This window comes from Streptomyces sp. NPDC091280 (assembly GCF_044768565.1).
Taxonomy (GTDB): Bacteria; Actinomycetota; Actinomycetes; order Streptomycetales; family Streptomycetaceae; genus Streptomyces.
Genome location: NZ_JBIVUZ010000004.1, coordinates 415121 through 441414, shown reverse-complemented (window position 1 = coordinate 441414; position 26294 = coordinate 415121). Strand labels below are relative to the sequence as shown.

Annotated in this window: 22 protein-coding genes; 5 read left to right on the top strand and 17 right to left on the bottom strand. The window is 71.6% G+C overall.

Going from position 1 to position 26294, the window contains the following annotated elements:
* Nucleotides 1–20 precede the first annotated feature (20 nt).
* From ACIQPR_RS15250 to ACIQPR_RS15230, 5 genes are all read right to left on the bottom strand, one after another.
* A complete protein-coding gene (locus ACIQPR_RS15250) occupies nt 21–1430 on the bottom strand; it encodes a phytoene desaturase family protein (RefSeq protein WP_403647449.1) in 1410 nt (469 codons plus the stop codon).
* A gap of 119 nt (nt 1431–1549) precedes the next feature.
* Entirely contained in the window at nt 1550–2392 is an 843-nt protein-coding gene (locus ACIQPR_RS15245) for an inositol monophosphatase family protein (RefSeq protein ID WP_403647446.1), read from the bottom strand.
* 109 nt (nt 2393–2501) lie between these two features.
* The gene (locus tag ACIQPR_RS15240) at nt 2502–4301 is read right to left on the bottom strand and encodes a gamma-glutamyltransferase family protein (RefSeq protein ID WP_403647443.1); all 1800 of its coding nucleotides are present in this window, start codon (nt 4299–4301) and stop codon (nt 2502–2504) included.
* A gap of 127 nt (nt 4302–4428) precedes the next feature.
* Nucleotides 4429–5163 carry a response regulator gene (locus ACIQPR_RS15235; protein WP_403647441.1) on the bottom strand — a complete coding sequence of 245 codons (735 nt, stop codon included), beginning with the start codon at nt 5161–5163 and terminating at the stop codon, nt 4429–4431.
* Nucleotides 5160–6278 (bottom strand): sensor histidine kinase, encoded by a 1119-nt coding sequence (locus tag ACIQPR_RS15230; RefSeq protein WP_403647438.1) that lies wholly within the window; start codon nt 6276–6278, stop codon nt 5160–5162. The genes ACIQPR_RS15235 and ACIQPR_RS15230 overlap by 4 nt, the downstream gene beginning before the upstream one ends.
* Nucleotides 6279–6444: 166 nt before the next feature.
* On the opposite strand from ACIQPR_RS15230, the gene ACIQPR_RS15225 reads away from it, so the two are divergent.
* Both ACIQPR_RS15225 and ACIQPR_RS15220 read left to right on the top strand, forming a co-directional pair.
* Nucleotides 6445–7440 (top strand): carboxymuconolactone decarboxylase family protein, encoded by a 996-nt coding sequence (locus tag ACIQPR_RS15225; RefSeq protein WP_403647435.1) that lies wholly within the window; start codon nt 6445–6447, stop codon nt 7438–7440.
* Between the two features lie 163 nt (nt 7441–7603).
* Nucleotides 7604–8275 carry a hypothetical protein gene (locus tag ACIQPR_RS15220; RefSeq protein ID WP_403647432.1) on the top strand — a complete coding sequence of 224 codons (672 nt, stop codon included), beginning with the start codon at nt 7604–7606 and terminating at the stop codon, nt 8273–8275.
* 26 nt (nt 8276–8301) lie between these two features.
* Here the strand turns inward: ACIQPR_RS15220 and ACIQPR_RS15215 are convergent, their stop codons facing one another.
* The 9 genes from ACIQPR_RS15215 to ACIQPR_RS15175 all read right to left on the bottom strand — a co-directional run bounded on the left by ACIQPR_RS15215 (nt 8302) and on the right by ACIQPR_RS15175 (nt 19517).
* Nucleotides 8302–9849: an NCS1 family nucleobase:cation symporter-1 gene (locus ACIQPR_RS15215; protein WP_403647429.1), complete on the bottom strand. Its 1548-nt coding sequence runs from the start codon at nt 9847–9849 to the stop codon at nt 8302–8304.
* Between the two features lie 127 nt (nt 9850–9976).
* On the bottom strand, nt 9977–10996 hold the full coding sequence (locus ACIQPR_RS15210) for a TIGR03842 family LLM class F420-dependent oxidoreductase (protein WP_403647426.1): 1020 nt from the start codon (nt 10994–10996) through the stop codon (nt 9977–9979).
* Nucleotides 10997–11007: 11 nt separating this feature from the next.
* The gene (hydA, locus tag ACIQPR_RS15205; protein WP_403647423.1) at nt 11008–12411 is read right to left on the bottom strand and encodes a dihydropyrimidinase; all 1404 of its coding nucleotides are present in this window, start codon (nt 12409–12411) and stop codon (nt 11008–11010) included.
* Nucleotides 12412–12524: 113 nt separating this feature from the next.
* The gene (locus ACIQPR_RS15200) at nt 12525–13367 is read right to left on the bottom strand and encodes a nitrilase-related carbon-nitrogen hydrolase (RefSeq protein WP_403647420.1); all 843 of its coding nucleotides are present in this window, start codon (nt 13365–13367) and stop codon (nt 12525–12527) included.
* A gap of 155 nt (nt 13368–13522) precedes the next feature.
* Nucleotides 13523–15085 (bottom strand): PucR family transcriptional regulator, encoded by a 1563-nt coding sequence (locus ACIQPR_RS15195; protein ID WP_403647417.1) that lies wholly within the window; start codon nt 15083–15085, stop codon nt 13523–13525.
* Nucleotides 15086–15108: 23 nt separating this feature from the next.
* Nucleotides 15109–16398 (bottom strand): aspartate aminotransferase family protein, encoded by a 1290-nt coding sequence (locus ACIQPR_RS15190; RefSeq protein WP_403647414.1) that lies wholly within the window; start codon nt 16396–16398, stop codon nt 15109–15111.
* A complete protein-coding gene (locus ACIQPR_RS15185) occupies nt 16395–17237 on the bottom strand; it encodes a nitrilase-related carbon-nitrogen hydrolase (RefSeq protein WP_403647411.1) in 843 nt (280 codons plus the stop codon). The genes ACIQPR_RS15190 and ACIQPR_RS15185 overlap by 4 nt, the downstream gene beginning before the upstream one ends.
* A 158-nt stretch (nt 17238–17395) precedes the next feature.
* On the bottom strand, nt 17396–19099 hold the full coding sequence (locus ACIQPR_RS15180) for a hypothetical protein (protein ID WP_403647408.1): 1704 nt from the start codon (nt 19097–19099) through the stop codon (nt 17396–17398).
* 166 nt (nt 19100–19265) lie between these two features.
* Entirely contained in the window at nt 19266–19517 is a 252-nt protein-coding gene (locus ACIQPR_RS15175; RefSeq protein ID WP_403647405.1) for a helix-turn-helix domain-containing protein, read from the bottom strand.
* A gap of 32 nt (nt 19518–19549) precedes the next feature.
* Between ACIQPR_RS15175 and map the strand changes: the two genes are divergently transcribed.
* Nucleotides 19550–20320 (top strand): type I methionyl aminopeptidase, encoded by a 771-nt coding sequence (map, locus tag ACIQPR_RS15170; RefSeq protein ID WP_403647402.1) that lies wholly within the window; start codon nt 19550–19552, stop codon nt 20318–20320.
* Between the two features lie 50 nt (nt 20321–20370).
* Here map and ggt read toward each other — a convergent pair whose 3' ends face one another.
* Nucleotides 20371–22173 carry a gamma-glutamyltransferase gene (gene ggt / locus ACIQPR_RS15165; protein WP_403647399.1) on the bottom strand — a complete coding sequence of 601 codons (1803 nt, stop codon included), beginning with the start codon at nt 22171–22173 and terminating at the stop codon, nt 20371–20373.
* Between the two features lie 143 nt (nt 22174–22316).
* On the opposite strand from ggt, the gene ACIQPR_RS15160 reads away from it, so the two are divergent.
* The gene (locus tag ACIQPR_RS15160; RefSeq protein WP_403647396.1) at nt 22317–23072 is read left to right on the top strand and encodes a hypothetical protein; all 756 of its coding nucleotides are present in this window, start codon (nt 22317–22319) and stop codon (nt 23070–23072) included.
* Nucleotides 23073–23189: 117 nt separating this feature from the next.
* Nucleotides 23190–24758: a CocE/NonD family hydrolase gene (locus ACIQPR_RS15155; protein WP_403647393.1), complete on the top strand. Its 1569-nt coding sequence runs from the start codon at nt 23190–23192 to the stop codon at nt 24756–24758.
* A 36-nt stretch (nt 24759–24794) separates the two neighbouring features.
* Here the strand turns inward: ACIQPR_RS15155 and ACIQPR_RS15150 are convergent, their stop codons facing one another.
* Complete coding sequence (locus tag ACIQPR_RS15150) at nt 24795–25652, bottom strand: amino acid ABC transporter permease (RefSeq protein WP_403647390.1); 858 nt, start codon at nt 25650–25652, stop codon at nt 24795–24797.
* A complete protein-coding gene (locus ACIQPR_RS15145) occupies nt 25649–26293 on the bottom strand; it encodes an amino acid ABC transporter permease (protein WP_403647387.1) in 645 nt (214 codons plus the stop codon). Before ACIQPR_RS15145 ends, ACIQPR_RS15150 begins: the two co-directional genes overlap by 4 nt.
* Between the last annotated feature and the right edge of the window lies 1 nt (nt 26294).

The window sequence follows — 26294 nt, the reverse complement described above, 5'->3', positions numbered from 1 at the left end:
TCACGATCCGCGGACGGTGGTCAGGACTGCCTCAGCCGGCGCCAGACGGCCTTCGCCGCGTTGTGGCCCGACATGCCGTGCACGCCGGGGCCGGGCGGGGTGGCCGAGGAGCAGATGAAGACCGCCGGGTGCGGGGTGCGGTACGGGGAGAGGGAGAGTCTGGGGCGCAGCAGGATCTGGAGTCCGGAGACCGCGCCGGTGCCGATGTCGCCGCCGACGTAGTTGGCGTTGCGCGCGGCGAGTTGGGGCGGGCCCGCGGTCGCGCGGGCGAGCACGCGGTCGCGGAACCCCGGGGCGAAGCGCTCCAGTTGGCGCTCCAGGGCGTCCGTGAGATCGCCGGTCCAGCCGCTGGGGACATGGCCGTAGGCCCAGAAGACCTGCTTGCCGGCCGGGGCCCGGGTGGGGTCGACGACGCCGGGCTGCACGGTGATCATGAACGGCCGCTCGGGGGCGCGGTTCTCCCGGGACGCGGCGCGCAGGGCGTTGCCGATCTCCGCGCTGTCGGCGCCGATCTGCACGGTGCCGGCGGTGCGCGCCTCCTCGGCGGTCCAGGGCACCGGGCCGTCCAGCGCGTAGTCGATCTTGAAGACGCCGGGGCCGTAACGGTAGCTGTCGTAGTGGTTGCCGAAGCCCGCGATCCTGGCCAGGGCGGTGGGCGAGGTGTCGAAGACGTAGGCGCGGGCCGGGGGGAGGTCGTCGAGGCGCTTGACCTCGTAGTCGGTGTGGATCTCGCCGCCGAGGTCCTTCAGGTAGGCGGCCAGGGCGTCGGAGATGGATTGGGAGCCGCCGCGGGCCAGCGGCCAGCCGCGCGCGTGTGCCGCGAGGGCGAAGACCAGGCCGATCGCGCCGGTGGCGAAGCCGCCCAGCGGGGCCATGACATGGCCGACCAGTCCGGCGAACAGGGTCTTGGCGCGCTCGTCCCGGAAGCGGGCGGTCAGCCAGGTCGACGGGGGCAGTCCGGCCAGGCCGAAGCGGGCGAGGGTGACCGGATCGCGGGGCAGCGAGGTCAGCGGCAGGGACATGAAGTCGCGTACCAGGGTGTCCCACTTGGGGAGGAAGGGCTCGACCAGCCTGCGGTACGTCCCCGCGTCACGCGGCCCGAAGGAGTCGGCCGTCTCCGCGACCGAACGGGACAGCACGGCCGCGCTGCCGTCCGTGAAGGGATGCGCCATGGGCAGTTCGGCGTGCAGCCACTCCAGGCCGTAGCGCTCCAGCGGCAGGGCGCGGAACGCGGGTGAGTTGACGCCGAGCGGGTGCGCCGCCGCGCAGGGGTCGTGCCGGAAGCCGGGGAGGGTGAGCTCCTCGGTGCGGGAGCCGCCGCCCACGGTGTCCCGTGCCTCGAACACGGCCACGGAGAAGCCGCGCCGGGCCAGCTCCACGGCGGCCGTCAGTCCGTTCGGCCCCGCACCCACCACGACCGCATCGAGCATCGACGGCACCTTCGGACCCCTTCGTCAGCCGATGGCAAACTCGGGGTCAGGATATGCCGCGGCACCGACCACCCCCGGGCCAGCCCGTCCAGTGTGCGAAACCCGTGACCCTGCGACCCCTATGACCCGCTCAGCAGCTCGCGCACCCGCCGGGCCGTCGCCGCGTCCCGGGCCGCCGTGAACGGCAGCGCGTTGCCTCCCGTGATTCGGAACGGCTCTCCGGTGAGCGTGAGGTGGGCGCCGCCCGCCTCCTCGACGAGCAGCAGGCCCGCCGCGTGGTCCCAGGCCGCCTCCCAGCTGAAGGCGGTGGCGTCCAACTCGCCTCTGGCGATGGCGAGATACTCCAGTCCGGCCGAGCCGCACGGGCGCGTGCGCACCCCGTCCGCCCACAGCCCGAGCAGGGAGCGCTTCTGGGCGTCCGTCGTGTAGTCGGGGTGGGAGGTGGCCACTTCCAGGTCCCGGGCGGGGTCCGGGGAGCCCGAGCGCAGCCGGACGCCGTCGAGGAAGGCGCCGCCGCCCTTGACCGCGGTGGCCAGCTGGTCGAGGGCGGGGGCGTAGGTCCAGGACGCGAGCAGTTCGCCGTGCCGGGCGAGCGCGACCAGGGTGCAGAAGCCGGTCTCGCCGCGCACGAACTGGCGGGTGCCGTCGACCGGGTCGACGATCCAGACCGGGGCGTCGCCCTGGAGCGCCTCGTAGGTCTCCGGGTCGGCGTGCACCGCTTCCTCGCCGACCACGACGGAGCCGGGCAGGAGGGCGCCGAGCACCTGGGTGAGGTGGCGCTCCGCGTTGCGGTCGGCGTCCGTGACGAGGTCGTGCGGGCCGCTCTTCTGGTCTATCTCGTGCGCGGCGAGCTGCCGGAAGCGGGGCATGATCTCGGCCGCCGCCGCCTTGCGGATCGCGTGCTCGACGTCGGCCGTGTGCTGTACGAGAAACTCGTCGATGGTTTCGGTGTCTTCGATCATGCCTCCATGAGAGCACGGGCCACTGACAATCCCCACCCGTCCGGTGCACTCCGGGTGGAATCACCATGAACACCCGGGTTCGTCAACGCGGTCCGAGGCGGGGTCCGTGTCACCGTCCGACGGCGTAGCCCTGCATGCCCCGTGGGTTCGCCGCCGCCGAGAGGATCCCGGTCGCCGGGTCCCGGGCGACCGCGCACAGCCGTCCCTCCGACCAGGCGGGCCCCACGGTCACGTCGTGGCCGCGGCGGCGTAGTTCGTCCACCACCGTCGCGTCCATGCGGGATTCGACGGTCACGCTGCCCGGTCGCATGCCGCGCGGGTAGAAGGAGCCGGGGAAGCTGTCGTTGTGCCAGTTCGGGGCGTCGATCGCGCCCTGGAGGTCGAGCCCGCCGCGGGCCTTCGCGCGTGTGGCGACCGCGAGGAAGAAGTGCAGCTGCCACTGGTCCTGCTGGTCCCCGCCGGGCGTGCCGAAGGCCAGCACCGGCACGCCGTCGCGCAGCGCGAGCGACGGGGTGAGCGTGGTGCGCGGACGGCGGCCCGGGGCAAGGGAGTTGGGCAGCCCGGGGTCGAGCCAGGCCATCTGGAGGCGGGTGCCCAGCGGGAAACCCAGCTCGGGCACCACCGGGTTGGACTGGAGCCAGCCGCCGCTGGGTGTGGCCGCGATCATGTTGCCCCAGCGGTCGACGACGTCGAGGTGGCAGGTGTCGCCCCGGGTGCCGCCGTCCGGCGTGACCCGCGCGGTGGGCTCCCCCGCCCCCAGCGGGTCGAAGCCGGACTCGGCGGGCGCCACCACGCGCGCGTGCCCGCTCAGCCGTGGCACCCGCCCGCCGGGGCCGCCGGGCCGCAGCTCGTGCGAGGCCCTGTCCCCGATCAGCTTCCGCCGTGCCGCGTTGTAGTCCGCCGACAGCAGGTCCGCCAGCGGTACGGGGTCCTCGCCCGCGTCCCCGTACCAGGCCTCGCGGTCGGCCATCGCGAGCTTGCAGCCCTCGATCAGGAGGTGGACGTGGTCGGCGGACCCGGGGGCGGGCAACTCCGCCGGGAGGAGCGCGAGTTGCTGGAGGAAGGCCGGGCCCTGGCTCCAGGGGCCGGCCTTGCAGAGCGTCCAGCCGTTCCAGTCGTAGGTCGCCGGGGGCTCGTAGGACGCGGACCAGGAGGCCAGGTCGGCGGCCGTGAGCGTGCCGGTGTGGTGCTCGCCGCTGGTGTCCATGGTGGGCCGCCCGGACTGCCGTACCAGCGCCTCGGCGATGAAGCCGGACCGCCACACCTCTCGTGCCGCCTCGATCTGCGCCTCCCGGTCGCCCGCGCCGGAGACCTCGGCGAGGAGCCGCTTCCAGGTGGCGGCGAGGGCGGGGTTGCGGAACAGCTCTCCGGGGCGGGGCGCCCGCCCGCCGGGCAGGTACACGTCCGCCGACGAGGTCCACTCCGTCTCGAAGAGTTCCCGTACGGCCTCGACGGTCGCGCCGACGTTCTCCACGCACGCGTGCCCGTCGTCGGCGTACCCGATGGCGTACTTCAGGACGTCGGCCAGGGACTTCGTGCCGTGGTCGCGCAGCAGCAGCATCCAGGCGTCGAAGGCGCCGGGGACGGCCGCCGCGAGGGGGCCGGTGCCGGGTACGAGCTCCAGACCGAGTCCCCTGTAGTGGTCGATCGTGGCTCCGGCGGGCGCGACGCCCTGTCCGCACAGCACCCGTACCTCGCCGTCGGCCGGGGCGAGCAGGACGGGCACCTCACCGGCCGGGCCGTTGAGGTGCGGCTCGACGACGTGCAGGACGAAGGCCCCGGCGACGGCGGCGTCGTAGGCGTTGCCGCCGTTCTCCAGGACGGCCATCGCCGACTGCGAGGCCAGCCAGTGGGTGGAGGACACCATGCCGAAGGTGCCCTGGAGGGTGGGGCGGGTGGTGAAGGACATGTCTCACCTCGGTGGTCGCGCACGTGGTCGTCCTGATCGGGCAGCAGACTATCGACCGAAGGCGTGCACACATCAGCTCGCTGCTTCGCGGGAGCGAAGAGAAGTGTGTGGCCCGCGCGGGCCCCGCTCATCGCACTCGGGAGGACGTCCGGCCGGCCGGGGGCGGCTCCGCCTCGCGGCCGGGCGCCGAGCGGCGGGGTTGTGGTGCGCGGGCCGTCACCAGGCCCGACTCGTAGGCGAACACGACGAGTTGGGCCCGGTCACGGGCGCCGAGTTTGGTCATGGCCCGGCTGATGTGGGTCTTGGCCGTGAACGGGCTGATGACCATGTGGGCGGCGATCTCCTCGTTGGTGAGGCCGCGCGCGGCCAGCGCGGTGACCTCGCGTTCGCGGCGGGTGAGGTGTTCGAGGCCGGTGGCGGTGGCGCGGTCGGGGGGCCGGGAGACGAACTCGCCGATGAGGGTGCGGGTGATCGACGGCGAGAGCAGGGCCTCGCCGCCGGCGACGATCCCGATCGCCTGGAGCAGGTCCGCCGGGTCGGTGTCCTTCAGCAGGAAGCCGCTGGCACCGGCCCGCAGTGCCTCGAAGACGTATTCGTCCAGGCCGTAGTTGGTGAGGATGACGACCCGGACCGCGGCGAGGGCGGGGTCGGCGGCGATGCGGCGGGTCGCCTCGATGCCCGTCATCACCGGCATCTGCACGTCGATCAGCGCGATGTCGGGGAGTCGGGCGCGGACGAGGGCCACGCCCGCTTCGCCGTCGGCGGCCTCGCCCACCACCTCGATGCCGTCCTCGGCGTCGAGGAGGGCGCGGAAGCCCGCGCGCATCAGCGCCTGGTCGTCCACGACCGCGACCCGGATCATCCCGCGCCCTCCCCCAGCGGCAGTTCGGCCCGGACCGCGAAGCCGCCCTCCGCGCGCGGGGCGGTGTGCAGGGTGCCGCCCAGGGCGGTGACGCGCTCGCGCATGCCGGTGAGTCCGATGCCGGGTCTCGGCGGGCGGCCGGGGTCGGCCGTCCCGTCGTCCTCCACCCGGATCGTCAGGTCGGCGTCTCCGTAGTCGAGTCGGACGCTGACCTTGGCTGGGCCCGCGTGCCGGGCCACGTTGGTCAGGGCCTCCTGGACGATGCGGTACACCGCGCGGTCGACCGTCGCCGCGAGGGGACGCTCCTCGCCCGTCACCGCGAGTTCGACGGCGAGTCCGGCCGCGCAGGCCCGCTCCACGAGCAGTTCGGGGGTGCCGGTGGGCTCCTCGGTGGTGCGCAGGATCTCCAGGGTGGCCCGCAGTTCGCGCATCGCCTCGCCGCCCGCCTCCTGGATGGCGAGCAGCGCCGGCGGCACCTCCTCGCCGCGCTTGCGGGCGAGGTGGACGGCAACGCCAGCCTGGAGCTTGACGATCGAGATGCTGTGGGTGAGGGAGTCGTGCAACTCCCGCGCTATGCGCAGGCGTTCCTCGCCCGCGCGGCGCAACGCGACCTCTTCTCTGGTGCGTTCGGCCTCCAGGGCGCGTTGTTCGGTCTGCCGCAGATACGCCTGCCAGTTGCGGTCGGCGAGGCCGGTGACCACCGCGCACAGGAACCAGCCGGCGATGAGCGCGGTCCGCTCGACCACCTGCTGGGTCGTCGGCCCGGTCGCGAAGTACGCCACCAGGAACAGGCCGCCCGCTCCGGCCGCCCATCCCCGGTGTCCCGCGCGGGCCGCCGTGTGCATGGCGGCGAGCACGGGCAGACCGGCGACCGGCCCGGGGTGGGCGTGCAGGACGTAGGCCGTCTGCCCCGCCGTGGCCACGGCGAGGACCGCGCGCGGAGCCGTCTGGTAGTACGCCAGGGCCGCCGAGGCCAGGGCCGTCAACGCGTAGTCGACGGGGGTCGTGTCCGCGTCGAAGGCGGCGACGGTCATGACGAGGGCGCCGATCACGACCGCGAGGGAAGCGTCGGCGAGGCGCCTGCGTGGGGTCGCGTCGACCGGGTACCCGCTCATGACCGCACAGTAGACCGCCGCGCCGACACGGGCGTCAGCCCTGTGGACAACTCCTGGACTACTCCCCACGCAGTACTGTCCGGGCCCGCGCCACCCGGCCGACGCAGCGTCAACTCCCTCCGGGCGTACGACGACCCGGGGCATCCGGGCGGCGCACGCTGCCGTCATGCCCACACCTTTCCGTCACACCACGCCCCCGTCGCCGAAGTCCGCCACCGGGCGGACCGCCGAGGTCTTCGAGCAGATCGCCGCCGACTTCGGCATCGAACGGCCCCCGACCTTCGTGGTCCTGTCGTCCGCGCCCGAACTCCTCGCGCCCGCCTGGGCGTTGATGCGGGAGTCGCTGATCGCGGGCGCCGGCAGCCGTACCGGCAAGGAGCTGGCCGCCCTGGGGGTCTCGCTCGCCAACAAGTGCCCGTTCTGCGCGGACGCCCACACCGTCCTGCTGCACGCCACCGGCGACCACGCCCTCGCCGAGCACCTGGCGCGCGGCGGCACCCCGGAGCACGAGGTGCACGCGCGCGTGCTCGACTGGGGCCGCCGCACCCGGGTCCCCGGCGCGGCCCTGGCGCCGTATCCCTTCCCCCGTGAGCAGGCGCCCGCCTACCTGGGGACCGCGCTGGCCTTCCACTTCATCAACCGTGTCGTGTCGGCCCTGCTGACCGAGCGGCTGCTGCCGGGCAACGCCCAGCGGTTCCGGGCCGTCCGCAGCCTGGCCGGCCGCAGCGTGGCCCGCGCGGTGCGCCGCGCCGCCGTACCGGGAGCGGCGCTGCCCCTGCTCGACGCGCCGGGCCCCGGCCCGGACTGGGCGGCCCGAACCCCGGTGGGCCCGGCCTACGACGCGCTGCGGACGGCCGCGCTCGCGGGCGCGGACCTGCTCGACGGGGACGACCTGACCCTCGTACGGGAGACGCTGTGGGCCTGGGACGGATCGCATCCGCCGGTCGTGCTGCGCGGCTTCCCGAACCGGCGGGAGCGGCCGGCCGCACGCCTGGCGGTGCTGGCGGCGCTCGCGCCGTACCGGATCACGGCGGAGGACGTGGCCGCCTGGCGGGGGCCGTCGGACAGTGACGCGCGTCTCGTGCGGCTGCTCGTGTACGGGGCCTTCGCGGCCGTCGAGCGGATCGAGACGACGATGCGCGTGCCGGCCGCGCGCGCCTGACCGGTGGACATAAGGGGACACAGGGCGCGTTCGCGGTCGGGGGCTGTCACCGCACAGGTACGGAGCGAGTTCATACTTCCGCCTCACAGGGAGTCATGTGACACTGGCGTCCCCGTCCGCAGTGCGGACCCGCTCCGCACCCTTCCCCCACGAGAAGTGCGACTTGCGTTCTCTTCCTCTGCCGCTCGCTCTGACCGCGCGACTGTCGCCGGTCGTCGTGCTCGCCGCGATGGGCTGGGCCCTGACGTCCGGCCCGTTCGCCGCGAAGACGACCGCCGACCACAAGTCGACGCCCGACTCCGGCGCCTCGACCGGGACCTCGGCCCCGTCGACGGCGCCCGTCGCCAAGGCGTACTCCACGTCCCCCGCCCCGTGCGGAAGTGTGACGGCGGCGACGCTCAAGTCCCTGGTGCCGGGCGCGAAGACGGCCGGCAAGGAGATCCCGTCGACGGACACGAAGGTGCGCCGCACCTGCTCGTGGAACGCGCTCAAGGGGTACGACTACCGGTGGCTCGACGTGTCGTACGAGATCACGGAGTCGGACGCGGCGGCGAAGAAGTCGTACACCGAGACGACCACGGAGAAGAGCGGCGGCGGGGTGGTCCCCGGGCTCGGTGACGCGGCCTACTCCATCGTGAACCTCACCACGGAGGACAAGCAGCAGACGCGTGAGGGCACGGTCGTCGTCCGCGCGGGCAACGCGCTGGTGACCATCACGTACAACGGCAGCGACTTCGAGAACAAGAAGGCGCCGAGCACGGACGTCATCAACAAGGGCGCGATCAAGGCCGCGAAGGAGGCCGTGACCGCGCTGGAGGGCGGCAAGGCCAGCTAGGGCCTGCCACCCCCCACCGGTGCGCGCTACGCCTCCGCGGGCGTCGGCTCCTTCGGTGCCGAACCCTTGCGGGTCAGCAGTGTCAGTGCCACGTAGAGGACCATCGACGTGCCCAGGCCCACCGCCCAGCCGTAGTCGGCGAGGGAGGACAGGGCCGGGATGGGGCGGCCGTCGACCAGCGGGTGGAAGTCCGCGCCGCCGACGGCGAGCACACCGCCCACCAGGAAGGCGACCACGGCCCGCCAGTTCCAGCCGCCGTCGTACCAGTAACGGCCGCCCGCCCTGTACAGGTCGGTGAGGTCGAGCTTGCCGCGGCGCAGGATCCAGTAGTCGGCGATGAGGATGCCGGCCACCGTGCCGAGCAGACCGCCCACCAGGCCGAGCCAGGTGAAGATGTAGCCCTGCGGGTCGGAGTACAGCTTCCACGGGAAGATCAGTACGCCGAGGACGCTGGTGATCAGGGCGCCGGTGCGGAAACTGATCTTGCGGGGCGCGATGTTGGAGAAGTCGAAGGCGGGCGAGACCAGGTTGGCCGCGATGTTCACGGACAGGGTCGCCACCAGGACGGTCACCAGCGCGTAGAGCAGCCCGACCACGTTGTCCGTCTTGGCGGCCAGCTGCACCGGGTCCCAGATCGCCTTGCCGTAGACGGCCTGCGAACCGGAGGTGACCAGCACCGACAGGAACGCGAACAGGGTCATGGTGGTCGGCAGGCCGAGGGCCTGGCCCCAGGTCTGGGCCTTCTGGCTCTTGCCGTAGCGGGTGAAGTCCGGGATGTTCAGCGACAGCGTGGACCAGAAGCCGATCATGCCCATGAGCGAGGGCCAGAACAGCTTCCAGAAGTCGCCGCCCCAGCCCAGCGTGGACGGCTGGTCGAAGAGCGGGCCGAGGCCGCCGGCCTTGCTGCTCATCCACCACAGCATCACGAACGCGCCGACGAGCACGAAGGGCGCCGCCCAGTTCTCGAAGCGGCGGATCGTCTCCATGCCCCGGTAGATGATGGCGACCTGGAGCACCCAGAACAGCGCGAACGACAGCCACATCGTCCAGGCGTACCCGCCGATGTGCGAGGCGTTGGCCCAGCTGTCCCCGATCAGCTTGCCGGCGAGGAAGTAGATCGCCTCACCGCCGATCCAGGTCTGGATGCCGAACCAGCCGCAGGCCACCAACGCCCGTACGACAGCGGGGAGGTTGGCGCCGCGCACACCGAAGGAGGCGCGCGCGAAGACCGGGAAGGGGATGCCGTACTTCGGTCCCGCGTGCCCGGTGAGCAGCATCGGCACCAGCACGATCAGGTTGGCCAGGGCGATGGTGAACACCGCCTGCTTCCAGTCCATGCCGACGGCGATGAGCCCGGAGGCCAGGGTCCAGGAGGCCGTGTTGTGGGCCATGCCGACCCACAGCGCGGAGAAGTTGTACGTGGTCCAGGTGCGCTTCGCGACGGGAACCGGCAGCAGGTCGTCGTTGGCGTACGGCCCGCTGGGCTGCGGAGATCCGGGGGCGATCTCCACCCGCCCGTCGGCGAGGGTGACTTGAGCGGTCGGCTCTATGGCCGTGGGAGCGGTGTCGGTCATGGGCAGGCCAATCGGATGAGGTGGGACGGGAGAGGCCGTGCGGGCGAGGCGGGGGGTGCGCGTGGGGAGCGCCCTTGACCCCCTTCCCGGGACGGCGGGAAGGGGGAGACCAACGGGGTTGTGCAGGCTAGGCGTTGACCGCCGGGATGATCTTCGCCCCGTAGGCGTCGATCGTCGCTTCCTGCGCGTCGTGCATGTCGTAGACGGCGAACTGGTCGACACCCAGCTCACGCAGGGCGTTGAGCTTCTCGATCTGCTTCTCGGCCGAGCCGATGACGCAGAAGCGGTCGACGATCTCGTCGGGGACGAAGGCCGTGTCGGGGTTGTCGGCCCGGCCGTGGTGCGAATAGTCGTACCCCTCACGGGCCTTGATGTAGTCCGTGAGTTCCTCGGGTACGGCGGCGGAGTGCGCGCCGTACTTGGAGACGAGGTCGGCGACGTGGTTGCCGACCATGCCGCCGAACCAGCGGCACTGGTCGCGGGCGTGGGCGAGCGCCTCGGGCGAGTCGTCCTCGGTGACGTAGGCCGGGGCGGCGACGCAGATTTTGACCTCGGAGGGGTCGCGGCCGGCGGCGACGGCCGCGTCCTTGACCGCCTTCACCATGTACTCGGTGAGGTAGAGGTCCGAGAGCTGGAGGATGAAGCCGTCGGCCTCCTCGCCGGTCATCTTCAGCGCCTTGGGGCCGTACGCGGCCATCCAGACGGGGAGTTGGGCGTCCTCCTTGGCCCAGGGGAACTTGATGACCGTGCCGCCGAGGTCGGCCTCCTGGCCGGAGCCGAGGGCCCTGATGACCTTCATGGCCTCGCTGATCCGGGCCAGGGTGTTCGGGGTGCGGCCGGCGACGCGCATGGCGGAGTCGCCGCGGCCGATACCGCAGACCGTGCGGTTGCCGAACATGTCGTTCAGGGTGGCGAAGGTGGAGGCGGTGACCTCCCAGGTGCGGGTGCCGGGGTTGGTGACCATCGGGCCGACCGTCAACTTGCTGGTGTTGGCCAGGATCTGACTGTAGATCACGAACGGCTCCTGCCACAGCACGGCGGAGTCGAAGGTCCAGCCGTAGGTGAAGCCGTTGCGCTCGGCGCGCTGCATCAGGCTGATGACCCGCGAGGCCGGCGGGTCGGTCTGCAGGACGAGTCCGAAGTCCATGTGCGCCACTCCTAGTTGAGGTACTGACTGGTGGAGCGCGGGGTGTACACGCCGTGGCCCGCGTGCCCGGTGTACTCCCGCTCGGTGATGACGAGTTCGCCGCGCGAGAGGACGGTCTCGACCCGGCCGGTGAGGCGCTTGCCCTCGTACGCCGAGTAGTCGACGTTCATGTGGTGGGTCTCGGCGGAGACGGTCTGCTCGGCGTGCGGGTCGTAGATGACGACGTCGGCGTCGGCGCCCGGGGCGATGGTGCCCTTCTTCGGGTAGAGGCCGAACATCCGCGCCGGGGAGGCGCAGGCGATCTCGATCCAGCGGCGGCGGCTGATGTGCCCGTCGACGACGCCCTGGTGGAGCAGGTCCATGCGGTTCTCGACGCCCGGCATGCCGTTGGGGATCTTCGAGAAGTCGCCCCGGCCCAGTTCCTTCTGGCCCACGAAGCAGAAGGGGCAGTGGTCGGTGGAGACCACCTGGAGGTCGTTGGTGCGCAGACCCTGCCACAGCTTGGCCTGGTGCTCCCTGGGGCGGAGCGGGGTGCTGCACACGTACTTCGCGCCCTCGAAGTCGGGCTCGGCGAGGTTGTCGGTGGACAGGAACAGGTACTGCGGACACGTCTCGCCGAAGACGGGAAGACCCTCGTCGCGCGCCTTGGCCAGTTCGGCGACGGCCTCCATCGCGGAGACGTGCACGACGTAGAGCGGGGCGCCGGCGACCTGGGCGAGCTTGATGGCGCGGTGGGTGGCCTCGGCTTCGAGGAGGGACTTGCGGACCTCGCCGTGGTAGCGGGGGTCGGTCTCGCCGCGGGCCAGCGCCTGTTCGACCAGGACGTCGATGGCGATGCCGTTCTCGGCGTGCATCATGATCAACCCGCCGTTGTCGGCGGCGCGTTGCATGGCGCGCAGGATCTGGCCGTCGTCGCTGTAGAAGACGCCCGGGTAGGCCATGAACTGCTTGAAGGAGGTGACGCCCTCCTCGACCAGCAGGTCCATCTCCTTGAGGGTGTCCTCGTTGACGTCGGAGACGATCATGTGGAAGCCGTAGTCGATGGCGCAGTTGCCCTCGGCCTTGGCGTGCCAGGCGTCGAGGCCCTCACGGAGGGCGCCGCCGACGCTCTGGATCGCGAAGTCGACGATGGTCGTCGTACCGCCCCAGGCGGCGGCCCGGGTGCCGGTCTCGAAGGTGTCGGCGGCCTTGGTGCCGCCGAACGGCATCTCCATGTGGGTGTGGGCGTCGACCCCGCCCGGGATGACGTACTTCCCGGTGGCGTCGATGACCCGCTCGGCGGTCCACGCGTCGGCCGTCGGCGTACCGGTGGTGGCCAGGGCCGCGATGCGGCCGTCCTCGATCAGGACGTCGGCGTGGAGTTCGTCGGACGCGGTGATGACTAGGCCGTTGCGGATGACGGTACGGGTGCTCATTGTTTGACTCCGCTGGATTGTGGTCTGGTGCGGGTCTGTGGGGGCTGGGCGCGCAGTGCCCGGCGCCCCTGAGGGAGCGCGGCTCCCTCAGGGGCGCGAAGGGCCTGCGTGTCTTACGGTGCGGTCAGCGGGCCGTACGCCTCCGGGCGGCGGTCGCGGTAGAACTGCCAGCGGTCGCGGACCTCCCGCAGCTTGGCCAGATCGAGGTCCCGGACGACCAGTTCGGGCTCCTTGTCGCTGGCCACCTCGCCGACGAACTGGGCCTCCGGGTCGACGAAGTAGGTCGTGCCGTAGAAGTCGTTGTCGCCCAGCTCCTCGACGCCGACCCGGTTGATGGCACCGACGAAGTACTCGTTGGCGGCGGCGGCAGCGGGCTGCTCCAGCTGCCAGAGGTACGCCGACAGTCCGCGCGAGGTGGCCGACGGGTTGAAGACGATCTCCGCGCCCGCCAGGCCCAGGGCGCGCCAGCCCTCCGGGAAGTGGCGGTCGTAGCAGATGTAGACACCGATCTTCCCGACCTTGGTGTCGAAGACCGGCCAGCCCGCGTTGCCCGGACGGAAGTAGAACTTCTCCCAGAATCCGGGGACTTGGGGGATGTGGTGCTTGCGGTACTTGCCGAGGTAGGAGCCGTCCGCGTCGATCACGGCCGCCGTGTTGTAGAGGACGCCGGGCTGCTCCTCCTCGTACATCGGCAGGACCAGGACGATGCCGTGCTCCTTGGCGAGCGCCTGGAAGCGCTTGACGATCGGGCCGTCCGGGATCGCCTCGGCGTACTCGTAGAACGCCTTGTCCTGGACCTGGCAGAAGTACGGGCCGTAGAACAGCTCCTGGAAGCACAGGACTTGCGCACCCTGCGCGGCGGCGTCGCGGACCGCCTGTTCGTGGACCTGGATCATGGACTCCTTGTCGCCCGTCCAGGCTGTCTGGAACAGGGCGGCACGAATCACGGTGCTCATCGGGACCTCCGGTCGCTAGGTGTGGCAGGAGCCTAGGAAGTCCGGAAGTCGTCTTTGAGTTGCACGGTGTCACGTCTGCGGACACCCGGCGTTCCACCGTGTCACCCTCGTCCGGCCGCATGTTTCACCGCCGTTTTCGCAGGTAGTCCCATGTTTCACCCCTGTTGCGCGTCGTGCGCGAGGAGCGCGATGTGCACCGACGCGGCCTGCTCGAAATCGTCGAGGTCCACTCCGAGCCGGCCCTCTATCGCCTCCAGCCGGCGGTACAGCGCGGGCCGCGAGACATGGTGGAGCTGAGCGGTGCGCGACTTGTTGCGGCCGGTGGCCAGATAGGTGCGCAGTACGGCGAGCAGGTCCTCGTCGGCCGCGCACAGCAGGCCGTCCAATTCCCGTTCCGCGAAGGACTGCACCTGCGGGTCGTCCCGCAACAGCCGGATCAGGCCGCGCAGATGGACGTCCTTGAGGCGTACGACGGTGGGGAGTTCGAGGGCGTCGCTGGAGTCGGCCACCGCGTCGGCGACGTGCTGGGCCTCGCGGAGTCCGGCGGGCACGTCGTCCCAGACGGTGCGCTGCGCGGCGGCGGCCACCACCGCCTTCAACGCCCCCGACTCGGTGCGCAGCCGGGTCGCGAAGTGCGCGGCGAGGGCGTCCGCGTCCTGGTCGCGGGGCAGGCTGAGCAGCACGGCGGTGACCCCGTCGGCCAGCTCGGCGACGAGTCCGGGCAGTCCCAACAGCCGTAGGACGCGGTCCAGTTGGGCGGTGTCGCCGTCGCGGACGACCATCGGTACGAAGCTGCGCCGGTTGACGGGAAGTCCGGCCGCCCTCGCGCGGGGCAGGAGTTGGCGGGCCGGTACGACTCCGCTCGCCAGGTCGGTGAGCAGGCTCTGCGCGGACTGCTCCTCCCAGGTGTGGGCGGAGCCGCCGAGCATGCGGTGCAGGACCAGGGCCTCGGCGGCGCGGTCGGCGAGGAGGCGGCCGGTGGCGGTGTCGCCGCGGTGGCCGCACAGCATGATCTGGCCCCAGCGTTCGCCGCGTCCGCCCAGTTCGGCGCGGATCCAGCCGTCGCCCTCGCTGCCGCCGGCCTGCCGGGAGATGCGCTCCCAGTCGCGCAGCACGTCGTCGACGGCGGACCGCTCCCCCGCCGTGGCCAGGACACGGTGCGCGAGGTTGGTGACGACCACGGGACAGGCACTGTGCGCGGCGACCTCGTCCAGCAGGCTCTGCAACGGGGCGCCGTTGGTGATGAGTCCGGTGAGGGCGGTGCGTACCGCCTCGGAGAGGCTGACGGCGGCGAACTTGCGCCGCACCAGCCGGGACTGGACCTCTTCCGTCAACTCCGCGAAGGGGAAGGGGCGGTGGAGCACCACCATGGGCAGTCCGCAGCGCTCGGCCGCGCGGCGCATCACGTCCGGCGGGGCGGGGAAGGCGCGGCCGAGACCGAGGACCACGGCGGCGGCCTCGGCGCGGTGCAGGGACTGGATGTACTCGGCCTGGGCGCCCTCGTCACCGGCGAGCAGCACTCCGGTGGTGAGGACCATCTCGCCGCCGGTGAGCATCACGCCGACGTCGGCGGCCTCGGCGACATGCACCCAGCGTACGGCGCGGTCGAGTTGGCCCGCGCCGGCCACCACCTCGGGCTCCCCGGCGAGGACCCGTTCCAGTGCCAGGACCTGTCGGACCGACAGGGCGGGCTCCAGGGTGTCCAGGATGGTGGCCATAGCGCGTTCCCTTGCTCGTACTGCTACTGCTGTGTGCTCGCCAGCGCCTGTTCGAGGACGGCGGCGCCCTCCTCGGCCTCGGCGACGGTGAGGGAGAGCGGCGGGGCGATACGCAGGGCGCTGGTGTCGTGGCCGCCGCCCTTGCCGATCAGCAGCCCGCCCGCGCGGGCCGCTTCGAGCACCGCGGAGGCGGCCTGGGGGTCGGCCTCGTCGGTGCCCGGCCGGACCAGTTCGACGCCGATCATCAGCCCGCGCCCGCGCACTTCCCGTACGCCGGGGTGCCCGGCGGTGACGGCGCGCAGCCGCTCGATGAGGAGGCCGCCGACGCGCCGGGCGTTGCCCTGGAGGTCGTGCTCCAGCAGGTAGGCGAGGTTGGCGAGGCCCGCCGCCATGGTGATCTGGGTGCCGCCGAAGGTCGAGATGCTGTTGGAGTCGAGGCAGTTCATGATGTCGGCGCGGGCGACGACACCGCCGATGGAGCTGCCGTTGCCGATGCCCTTGGCGAAGGTGAGGATGTCCGGCGGGCCGTTCTGGCCGTGCGCCTGCCAGCCCCAGAAGTGGTCGCCGGTGCGGCCCCAGCCGGTCTGCACCTCGTCGGCGATCCACAACACGCCCCGCTCGGCGAGGACTTCGCGGAAGGCCGCGTACAGGCCGTCGGGCGGGGAGGTGAACCCGCCGACGCCCTGGACGGGTTCGGCGATGAGGGCGGCGGGCGGGCGGACGTGCCCGAGCAGGTCCTTGAGGTCGGCCACGCAGGCGGCGATGAACTCGGCGTCGGACAGGTGGGCGTAGGGTCCGCGCGTGCGGACACCGCCGTGGACGTAGAGCGTCTGGAGCGGGGAGAGCGAGGTCGGGGACCAGCCGCGGTTGCCGGTGATGCCGACCGCGCTGAAGGAGCGGCCGTGGTAGCTGTTGCGCATGGCCAGGATCTGGTTGCTGCGCCGGTACGAGGTCGCGAGCAGCAGGGCGGTGTCGTTGGCCTCGGTGCCCGAGGTGGTGAAGAAGACGCGGGCGTCGGGGATGCCGGACAACTGGGCGACGCGCTCGGCGAGTTCGACCATCGGCCGGTTGAGGTAGAGCGTGGACGAGTGCAGGATGCGCCCGGCCTGCTCGCTCACCGCCTTGGTGACCTCGGGCAGGGCGTGCGCGGTCATGGTGGTGAGGATGCCGCCGAAGAAGTCGAGGTACTTGTTGCCCTCGGCGTCCCAGACGTGCCGGCCCTCGCCGTGTGTGATTTCGAGCGGGTCGTCGTAGTAGAGCGCGAGCCAGTCCGGGAGCACGGCGCGGTGCCGTCCCAGCAGGTCCTCGGTCACGGCTGCACCAGCCCTTCGTAGGCGTCGGGGCGGCGGTCGCGGTAGAAGGCCCACTGCTGCCGCACTTCTTCGATCAGTCCGAAGTCCAGGTCGCGGACGACGAGTTCCTCGTCCTTGTCGCTGGCGACCTCGCCGACGAACTGGCCGCGCGGGTTGACGAAGTACGAGGTGCCGTAGAAGTCGTTGTCCCCGTACTCCTCCTGTCCGACCCGGTTGATGGCGGCGACGAAGTACTCGTTGGCGACGGCCGCGGCGGGCTGTTCCAGCTGCCAGAGGTAGGCGGAGAGGCCGCGTGAGGTGGCGGACGGGTTGTAGACCAACTGGGCGCCGTTGAGGCCGAGTTGGCGCCAGCCCTCCGGGAAGTGGCGGTCGTAGCAGATGTAGACGCCGACCTTGCCGACGGCGGTGTCGAAGACGGGCCAGCCCGCGTTGCCCGGCTTGAAGTAGTACTTCTCCCAGAAGCCCTTGACCTGGGGGATGTGGTGCTTGCGGTACTTGCCGAGGAAGGTGCCGTCGGCGTCGATCACGGCCGCGGTGTTGTAGTAGAAGCCCTCCTGCTCGACCTCGAAGACCGGGACGACGATCACCATGCCGGTCTCGCGCGCGAGCTGCTGCATACGACGCACGGTCGGCCCGTCGGGCACCGGCTCGGCCCAGGCGTAGTGCTCCGGTTCCTGGACCTGACAGAAGTAGGGGGCGTTGAACACTTCCTGGAACCCGATGATCCTGGCCCCCTGCCGGGCCGCCTCACGGGCGTGTTCCTCGTGTTTCGCCACCATGGACGCGGTGTCTCCGGTCCAGGTGGCCTGGACCAGAGCGGCGCGTACGACGTTGGCCATGAGCTGCTCCTTCGACGGGACGTCAGAGCCTCTACGCCCGTAGATGAAGGCCGTAGAGGGATGAACGTAAGCCTCCGGAGGAGCCTTGCCAAGACCATCGTCGTTAACCCGCGGAGTCGATCGCGTTTCACACTCCGGTGGGCGAGCCGATGGGCCAGTCAGGCAGTGAAGCCTGCCACCCGGAGTGCGTGGACGAGGTCCCAGTGGCGTTCGTCCGAGACTCCCCGGGCCGCCTCCACCAGCAGGGGGACGAGCTGCTGGGGGTCGGCCGCGACGCTGCGGGCCGCTTCCTCGGGGGTGCGGACCCGGACGTAGGCGTCGAGGAGGGCGCCGATCTCCCGGCGGCGGCCTTCGGCGGCGAGCGCGAGGACCGCCTCGCCGATCTCCCCGGCCGGGCGGGCCACGCCCTGGCGCAGGATCTGCTCGCCGTCCGCCGTACGGCCGGCCGCGACCAGCGCGTCCGCCGCGCCGACCAGTCGGTCGGCGGGCAGCGAGGCGGCCTCCCACAGCAGCGTCGCCCAGTCCGCGCCGAGCCCGGCGCGCTGGAGCTCGGCCGCGAGCAGCGGGAAGCGCGCGGCGGGCCAGTACGCGGCCTCGGCGAGCAGCGCGTGCGCCTCGCCGCTACGGCCCTCCCGGCGCAGCCCCACGAGCCGCTGCACGGCCTCCACGGTGGCCTGCCGCGCCTCGTCGTCCAGTGCCTCACGCTTGGGCTGCGTCCGCTCGACCGGCCGCGCGGCCCCGGCGAAACGGGCCCCGCGCGGGGTGCGGCGGGCGGCGGGCGCGGGGGCCGGCAGGTCCGGTACGGCGGCTGCGGGGCCGGGGGTGGCGGCGGTGTCGTCCTCGGCCATCCCGGCGAAGCGGGCGCTGCCCCGGCGGCGCTTGCGCTGCTTGGACGTGGGGGCGGGGTCGGGCGTGGGTGCCGGGTCGGGGTCGGGGTCGGGGTCGGTGGAGTGCGTGGGCTCGGGTGCGGGCCAGTCGGAGGGGCCGGCGGCAGGAGCGGGAGTGGTGGCGGGGCCGCGGAAGTCGTCCCGCAGGGGGGCCTGGTCGGCGTAGCCGGGGTTGGCGCGCTCGAAGTCCTCGTAGCCTCGGCGCGGCTCGCGGGGCCCCTCGTCGTGGCGGACGGGATCGGGGCCGCCGTGGGCCGGTCCGCCGTAGCCGCTCCGGGGCGCGCCGCCGGCGGGTGCCTGTTCGGTGTCGCGCTGGCGGGGCAGGCGACGGGGGGCCGGGCCGTCGCCGGGCGCGCCGTACGGGTCCTGGCCGCCGGAGCGGGTGTCCTGGTTCTGGAAGGTGTCGTCGACCCGGAACACGTTGCCGTGCCGGTCGCGGCGCACGGCACCGGCGGCGCGCAGCCGGACGAGGTTGTCCAACTCGGCGATGCGGGCGCGGAGTTCGATGCAGCGGGCGGTGGCGCGTTCGTGGTCGTCGTGGGCCCAGGCGAGGTCGAGGCGGAGGGCGTCGGCCTCCTCCTGCGTGCCGGCGGCGGTGAGCGAGCGGCCCAGTTCGGCCTGCCGTTCGGCGGCGTACTTCTGCTCGCGGAGCATCACGTCGAGCCGGTCGCCGAGGGCGTCCCGGCTGCCGGGCCGGGCGTCGAACGCGGTGAGCGCCGCCGCGTGCAGGGCGCGGGCCCGCTCCTTCTCCTGGGCGGCGGCATCGGGGCCGTACTCCGCCGCGAGGTCCTGGAAGAGCGCCTCCACCACGTCCCAGGGCGGTATCTCACGGCCGCCCAGGCAGGCCTGCATACCATCGGGATCGCGCTGCCAGAACACCCCGCACCAGCCGCCGCCCTGGTCGAGGCGCGCCAGGAGTCGGTCGAGGTAGTTAGCGAACTCCCGCACCTGTCCGGGGAGTTGATCCACAGCCATGCTCCAACTCCCGCCAGACCGGAATGCTCCGATCCGTAGAAAACACCATTTGTGTTACGACGCGGCTACGGAAGCTTTTCGAGCCGGGCGCAGAGAGTTCGGAGCCTACGCCTCCCTCCTGTGCGCCCGCCGGGTTCCGCGACATCCGGGGCGTCCGGCACGTGCCTCAGACCGCCAACGGCGCACACCTGACGACGAGTTGGTCCATGGACAGCCCGAGCGCGTCGGCGAGCGCGGCGACGGTGAAGAAGGCGGGCGTGGGGGCCCGGCCGGTCTCGATCTTGCGGAGGGTCTCCGCCGAGATGCCCGCGCTCGCCGCGACGTCCGTCATGCTCCGGCTGCCACGGGCCTCGCGGAGCAGCCGGCCGAGCCGTTCGCCGCGTTCGCGCTCTTCGGGGGTGAGAGGGGTGCGTACCATGCCGTCATTCTAATACCGGTATAGTAATTGGTATGGTCGAACTCAAGACGAACACGTCTCTCGATGCGATGTACGAGGCGGGCCAGGTCGTGGCCCGCGCCCTCACGGCGGTGCGGGAGGCCGCCGACGTGGGCGTGTCCCTGCTGGAACTGGACGAGCTGGCGCACGAGGTGCTGCGCGCGGCGGGCGCGTCCTCGCCCTTCCTGGGCTACCGCCCCTCCTTCGCGCCCACCCCGTTCCCGGCGGTCGTCTGCGCCTCGGTGAACGACGCGATCGTGCACGGCATCCCGGACGGCTACCGCCTGCGCGACGGCGACCTGGTCTCGATCGACTTCGGCGCCCAGCTGAACGGCTGGGCCGGCGACTCGGCGATCAGCTTCACCGTCGGCACGCCCCGCCCCGCCGACCTGCGGCTGATCGACACCGCCGAGCGCGCCCTCGCGGCGGGCATCGCGGCGGCCGTCGTGGGCAACCGCATCGGCGACATCGCCCACGCGATCGGCACGGTCTGCCGCGCGGCGGGCTACGGCATCCCCCAGGGCTTCGGCGGCCACGGCATCGGCCGCCAGATGCACGAGGACCCGGGCGTCCCGAACGAGGGCCGCCCCGGCCGCGGCCTCCCGCTGCGCCACGGCATGGCCCTGGCGATCGAGCCCATGCTCATCGGGAGCGGCAAGGACGGCTATCACGAGGCGTCGGACGGCTGGACCCTGCGCACGAACGACGGCTCCAGGGCGGCCCATGTCGAGCACACGGTGGCGATCACGGACGCGGGCCCCCGGGTGCTGACCGAGCGGCTGTGAAACGCACCCAGGGGTACGGGACCGCGACCTGTACGGCTCCGGCCCGGCGGCTACGGCGCCGGGCGGACCACCGCCGCCGAGCCGCCACCGCGCCGTACCTTCTCGGCGGCGGCCAACCACTCGCCGTTCGGCAGCCGTTGGACACCTGTCGCCGCGCCGATCTCCGGGTTCAGCGTGAAGGAGTGCCCGATGGCTTGCAGCTGGGTCTTCAAGTCGCTGTTGTAGAGAGCCGGTTCGAGTTCCGTGGTCGCCGCGTTGCGCTGGCTGGCGCGGGGCGCGGCGATGGCGTCGACGAGCGGGAGACCCCGGTCGAGGAACTCGGTGAGGGTCTGGAGCACGGTCGTGATGATGGTCGCGCCGCCGGGTGAACCGAGCGCCACGACCGGCTCGTTGTGCTGGTCGAGGACGATCGTCGGGGAGATCGACGAGCGCGGGCGCTTGCCCGGACCCGGCAGGTTCGGGTCGTGGACGGCCGGGTTGGCCGGGGTGAAGGAGAAGTCGGTCAGCTCGTTGTTGAGCAGGAAGCCGCGGCCGGGCACGGTCATCGCGCTGCCGCCGGTCTGCTCGATGGTGAGCGTGTAGGAGACGACGTTGCCCCACTTGTCCGCGACGGTGAGGTGGGTGGTGTTCTCGCCCTCGTACGTCGTCGGCGCGGCCGTCCCGGTGGCGGTGCAGGCGGTCGGGTGGCGCGGGTCGGCTGGCGCCAGCGGGCTGGTGAGTACCGCGTCGTCCTTGATGAGGCAGGCGCGCGAGTCGGCGAACTTCTGCGAGAGGAGTTCCTTCGTGGGTACGTCCTCGAAGGCGGGGTCGCCGACCCAGCGGCCCCGGTCCGCGAACGCGATCCGGCTGGCCTCAATGTAGTGGTGCAGGTACTGGACCTCGCTGGCCTTCGAAAGGTCCGTCTTCTCCAGGATGTTGAGGGCCTCGCCCACGGTCGTGCCGCCGGAGGAGGAGGGCGCGATGGAGTAGACGCCGAGGCCGCGGTACGAGGTCCTGGTGGGCGCCTGGAGTTTGGCGCGGTAGGCGGCGAGGTCCTTGGCGGAGAGCTTGCCGGGGCGGGCGTTCCAGCCCGAACTGGCGTCCACCTTGGGGTTGTTGACCGTGGCGAGGATGTCCTTGCCGAGGTCGCCGCGGTAGATCGCGCCGATCCCCTTCTTGCCCAGTTCCTTGTAGGTGGCGGCGAGTTCGGGGTTCTTGAAGGTGGAGCCGACGACGGGGAGCGCGCCGCCGGGCAGGAACAGCTTGGCGGTGTCGGGGAAGTAGCGGAAGCGGGTCTCGTTGGCCGCCGTCTGGCTGCGGAAGGTGTCGTCGACCGTGAAGCCGTCGCTCGCGATCCGCTCGGCGGGCCTGAGGACCGTGCCCAGCTTCTCGCTCCCCCACCGGTCGAGGGCCGTCTGCCAGGTGGCGGGGGTGCCCGGGGTGCCGACGCTGAGGCCGCTGCTGACGGCGTCCGCGAAGGCGAGGGCCTTGCCGTTCTCCACGAACAGGTCGGAGCCGGCGGTCAGGGGTGCGGTCTCGCGGCCGTCGATGGTGTGCACCGTGCGGGACTTGGCGTCGTAGTAGACGAAGTAGCCGCCTCCGCCGACCCCGGAGGAGTAGGGCTCGGTGACACCGAGCGCGGCGGCGGTGGCGACGGCCGCGTCGACCGCGTTGCCGCCCTTCTTCAGGACCTCGATGCCGGCCGCGGTGGCGTCCGCGTCGACGCTCGCCACGGCGCCGCCGTAGCCGACGGCGACCGGGACCTTCGCGGGGGTGGCTCCGGCCGAGGGGGCCGGTGGTGCCGCCGCCCCCACCGAGACGATGGCGGCCGAGACCGCCACGACCGTCAGCTTCCGCACGCCAGCGCGACGCATCCGCACCTCCAGTTCAGAACCGTCCGCGCAGCGTATCGACCCGGCACCGGCCCCGACAGACCGCTTCCGGCCGCCGCCACACGAACGTCACACGTCGAACACCGGTACGTACCAGCAACGTCGGGCCGCTAACATGCGCGCCCATGAATGACGACCTGCGCAACATCGTTCTGGGCGTGGCCGCCGCCGGCGTCAGTGCCGCGCTCGGCTGGCTCGCCCGCACCTACCTGTGGAAGCGCAAACTCCGGCGCAAGCAGGCGTTCTTCGGGCTGCCCGACAACTCCGAGTCGCTGCTCGTGGTGAACCGCGAGGCGGGCGGCCCCGAACTCACGGTGATGCGGCACGACGTGTTCGCGCTCCTCGAACTCGCCGCCCTGATCAAGGACTGCAACGCGCACGCCCAGGTCGTCGCGCACGACGCGACCCAACAGGGCTTCGGCGAACGCACCGAGTTCTGTGTGGGCGGCCCGGCCTCCAACCGCCGGATGGCCGCGCATCTGGCCTCGCTGCTGCCGGGCATCCGCGTCAACGTGGACGCCGAGCCGGGACCCGACCGGGGCGCGTTCCAAATAGGCAGCGAGCGCTACCGACTTGAGCCCGGCAAGGGCGAGTACGTCCTTCTCGCCCGCCTCACCGCCGGGCAACTCGGCGGTGCGCGGCCGGTGTTCCTCTTCTGCGGCCAGCGCGCGATCACCAATCAGGCGGCGACCCGCTATCTCGCCCGCAACCACGAGAAGTTGGCGCGCAAACACGGGAGCAACACCTTCGTCCTGCTGCTGAAGGTGGTCAACTCGCAGGCCTACGGCCCCGATGTGGTGGAGCTGGTCGCCGATGTGACGCGGGCCGCGGAGACCCCGCTGCCGGCACCCGCACCACGGAGTTCGCACCGCGCCTCCTGAGTCGGGCACAGGGGTCAACAATCGTTACTGGCACGTAACTTACTCACGGGTTACCTCAGGTAAAGAGCTGCGGTTACCGTCGGGTCACTTTGCATTGACACGTGTGAGGAGTGACCCGTGCGAACTCATCGCCAGTCCCTGCGTACGACCGCCGCGGTCGCCGTCGCCGCGACGCTCGTCGCCGGAGGCGTCCTCGGGCTCGCCCCCGCCGCCGGGGCCGCCACGAGCGGCGTCCGCTTCGTCGACATCGCGGGCGACGGCGGTACGAAGCTCGCGGCGAACGTCGTCGTACCGGCCGATACCGACGGCTCGCACCGCTACCCCCTCCTCGTGCTGCCCACCAGCTGGGGCTTCCCCCAGGTCCAGTACCTGGCCCAGGCCGAGAAGCTCGCGAACTCCGGCTATGTCGTGGTGAGTTACAACGTGCGCGGCTTCTGGCAGTCCGGCGGCGGAATAGAGGTGGGCGGCCCGGCCGACGTGGCCGACGCGTCCAAGGTGATCGACTGGGCGCTCGCCAACACCCCGTCCGACGCGGGGCACATCGGCATGGCGGGCGTGTCCTACGGCGCCGGCATCAGCCTGCTCGCGGCGGCGCACGACAGGCGGATCAAGGCGGTCGCCTCGCTGAGCGGCTGGGCCGACCTGGTCGACTCCATCTACTCGGGCCGCACCGAACACGCCCAGGCGACCGCCTTGCTGGACGGCGTCGGCCTCGTCACCGGCCGCCCGAGCGCGCGGACGAGCCAGGTCTTCAAAGACTTCCTCGCCGGTGACCTGTCCAAGGAACAGGACATGATCACCTGGGCGAAGGAGCGCTCCCCCGCCACCTACCTCGACCGGATCAACGGCAACGGCACGGCGATCATGCTCGCCAACGCCTGGGGCGACACGATCTTCCCGCCCGCCCAGATCACCGACTTCTACGGCGGGTTGACCGGGCCCAAGCGGCTCGAACTCCGCCCCGGCGATCACGCCACCGCCGAACTGACCGGACTGTTCGGGCTGCCCAACGACGTGTGGACGGACACCGAGCGCTGGTTCGACCACTACCTCAAGGGCGCGGACAACGGCATCGACCGCGAGCAGCCGGTGGAGCTCAAGTCCCGTTCCGGGGGCGGCTACGAGGGCTATCCGGACTGGAAGTCGGTCGGCGCGACGCGCACGAAGATCGACCTCGCGGGCACCACCACCATCCACACCAACGTCGACTCGGGTGCGGACGGCGGGATCGTCTTCCTGTCCAGCATCCTCGACCAGGTGGCGCAGGCGCCCCCGGTCGCGTGGGTCCCGCTGCTGCCGCGCCGCTGGGCCGCCGTTTGGCAGTCGGGGCCGTACGCGAAGGCCCGACAAGTGCGCGGGAGCGTCACGTTGCACACCACGGTCACGGACACCAAGGAGAGCGGCACCCTCGTCGCGTACCTCTACGACGTGGGCCCGCTCGGCCTCGGCAAGCTGGTCGGCAACGCGCCGTACACCTGGCACGGGCAGACGCCCGGCAGGCCGTTCGGTGTGGACCTGGAGTTGTTCTCCACGGCCTACGACGTCCCGGCAGGGCATCGTCTCGCCCTGGTCGTCGACACGGTCGACCCGCTCTACATCGAGCACAACCCGACCGGCGCGCAGCTGACCTTCTCCTCGCCGGTGAACGACCCGTCGTACGTGTCGGTCCCGTTGCGCGAGCAGTGATCTCCGGCTGCCGCCGGGCGAGCAAGTGCCCTCCTACTACTGCACCCGCGGCAGCAGCGTCCCTGGTTCGGCCGGGGCCACGTCCACGGCCCCGGTCCTGGGACTGCGCTGCTCCCGGCGGGACACCCATCCGGCGAACCAGGAGAGCAGCATGCACATCCCGATGTAGATCGGCGAGATCACCAGCACCACGGGGATGAACGGCAAATCGTAGTCGAGGTTCGACGCGATCAGCTTCCCGGCGTGGAGAAACTCCTCGTAGGTGATCAGATAGCCCAGCGAGGTGTCCTTGAGCGTGACCACCAACTGGCTGATGACGGCGGGCAGCATGGCCCGCACCGCCTGCGGTACGAGGACGTAGGACATCACCTGGGTCTTGCGCAGGCCGAGCGCGAACGCGGCCTCCCGCTGGCCGCGTTCGACGCTGTTGACGCCCGAGCGGAAGACCTCGGCGAGCACCGAGCCGTTGTAGAGGGTGAGGCCGGCGACCAGCGCGGGCAGCGGCTGCGCCTTGAGCGCCACGAAGATGAAGAAGATCATCACCAGGACGGGCATGGCGCGGAAGAACTCCACGACGAGTGTGGAGACCCAGCGCACCGGACGGTGGTCCGAGAGGCGTCCCACGGCGAGCAGGGTGCCAAGTGCCAGTGACAGTACGGCCGCCAGCCCGAAGGCCTTGAGCGTGTTGCCGAGGCCGCGCAGCAGGAGTTCCTGAATTCCCTTGTACTCGAAGGGCATCCACTTCGTGTAGGTGAACTGGTCGGTGTCGAACAGGAGATAGAGGATCCAGGCGAGCAGCCCGAGGATGACGGCGGTCGACGCGATGCCGTAAAGCCGGTGCCGTTTGCGGGTCTTGGGGCCGGGGACGTCGTAGAGGGCGTTGGCGGTGGTCATCGGGCGACTCCCCACTTCCTCTCCAGCACGTTGAACAGCGCGCTGATGGCGAGGGTGATGATCAGGTAGCCGAGGGCGATCCAGACGAAGGTCCAGACGATGTTGTAGCCGAGTTCGCTCAACGTCCGGTACGTGCCGAGGAGTTCGGTGACGCTGAAGGCGCCCGCGATCGCCGAGTTCTTGGCGAGCGCGATGAGCGTGGAGCCGACCGGCGGGATCACCGAGCGGAAGGCCTGGGGCAGGACGACCAGGCCGAGGCTCTGCCCGAAGGACATCCCGAGGCTGCGGGCCGCCTCGCCCTGTCCCCTGGGCACGGTGTTGATGCCGGAGCGCAGCGCCTCGCAGATGAACGCCGAGGTGTAGCAGCCGAGCGCGAGCACCGCGAACACCTTGAAGGGCAGCACGAGTCCGAAGCGCGGCAGGCCGAGCAGGACCGCGAAGAACAGCAGGGTGAGCGGGGTGTTGCGCAGGACGGTCACCCACACCGTGCCGAACACGCGCAGCGAACCGACCGGCGCGACCCGGAAGGAGGCCATCAGGAAGCCGAGGACGAGCGCCAGCACCGAGGCGTAGACGGTGAGTTCGACGGTGCCGAGGAAGCCGTCGCGGAAGGTCGGGAAGTTGTCTGTCAGTACGTTCACA

Bases quoted from the DNA above. Each gene is read 5' to 3' on its own strand.
- ACIQPR_RS15250 (WP_403647449.1), bottom strand. From the start codon at position 1,430: ATGCTCGATGCGGTCGTGGTGGGTGCGGGGCCGAACGGACTGACGGCC.
- ACIQPR_RS15245 (WP_403647446.1), bottom strand. From the start codon at position 2,392: ATGATCGAAGACACCGAAACCATCGACGAGTTTCTCGTACAGCACACG.
- ACIQPR_RS15240 (WP_403647443.1), bottom strand. From the start codon at position 4,301: ATGTCCTTCACCACCCGCCCCACCCTCCAGGGCACCTTCGGCATGGTG.
- ACIQPR_RS15235 (WP_403647441.1), bottom strand. From the start codon at position 5,163: ATGATCCGGGTCGCGGTCGTGGACGACCAGGCGCTGATGCGCGCGGGC.
- ACIQPR_RS15230 (WP_403647438.1), bottom strand. From the start codon at position 6,278: ATGAGCGGGTACCCGGTCGACGCGACCCCACGCAGGCGCCTCGCCGAC.
- ACIQPR_RS15225 (WP_403647435.1), top strand. From the start codon at position 6,445: ATGCCCACACCTTTCCGTCACACCACGCCCCCGTCGCCGAAGTCCGCC.
- ACIQPR_RS15215 (WP_403647429.1), bottom strand. From the start codon at position 9,849: ATGACCGACACCGCTCCCACGGCCATAGAGCCGACCGCTCAAGTCACC.
- ACIQPR_RS15210 (WP_403647426.1), bottom strand. From the start codon at position 10,996: ATGGACTTCGGACTCGTCCTGCAGACCGACCCGCCGGCCTCGCGGGTC.
- hydA (WP_403647423.1), bottom strand. From the start codon at position 12,411: ATGAGCACCCGTACCGTCATCCGCAACGGCCTAGTCATCACCGCGTCC.
- ACIQPR_RS15200 (WP_403647420.1), bottom strand. From the start codon at position 13,367: ATGAGCACCGTGATTCGTGCCGCCCTGTTCCAGACAGCCTGGACGGGC.
- ACIQPR_RS15195 (WP_403647417.1), bottom strand. From the start codon at position 15,085: ATGGCCACCATCCTGGACACCCTGGAGCCCGCCCTGTCGGTCCGACAG.
- ACIQPR_RS15185 (WP_403647411.1), bottom strand. From the start codon at position 17,237: ATGGCCAACGTCGTACGCGCCGCTCTGGTCCAGGCCACCTGGACCGGA.
- ACIQPR_RS15180 (WP_403647408.1), bottom strand. From the start codon at position 19,099: ATGGCTGTGGATCAACTCCCCGGACAGGTGCGGGAGTTCGCTAACTAC.
- ACIQPR_RS15175 (WP_403647405.1), bottom strand. From the start codon at position 19,517: ATGGTACGCACCCCTCTCACCCCCGAAGAGCGCGAACGCGGCGAACGG.
- map (WP_403647402.1), top strand. From the start codon at position 19,550: ATGGTCGAACTCAAGACGAACACGTCTCTCGATGCGATGTACGAGGCG.
- ggt (WP_403647399.1), bottom strand. From the start codon at position 22,173: ATGCGTCGCGCTGGCGTGCGGAAGCTGACGGTCGTGGCGGTCTCGGCC.
- ACIQPR_RS15160 (WP_403647396.1), top strand. From the start codon at position 22,317: ATGAATGACGACCTGCGCAACATCGTTCTGGGCGTGGCCGCCGCCGGC.
- ACIQPR_RS15150 (WP_403647390.1), bottom strand. From the start codon at position 25,652: ATGACCACCGCCAACGCCCTCTACGACGTCCCCGGCCCCAAGACCCGC.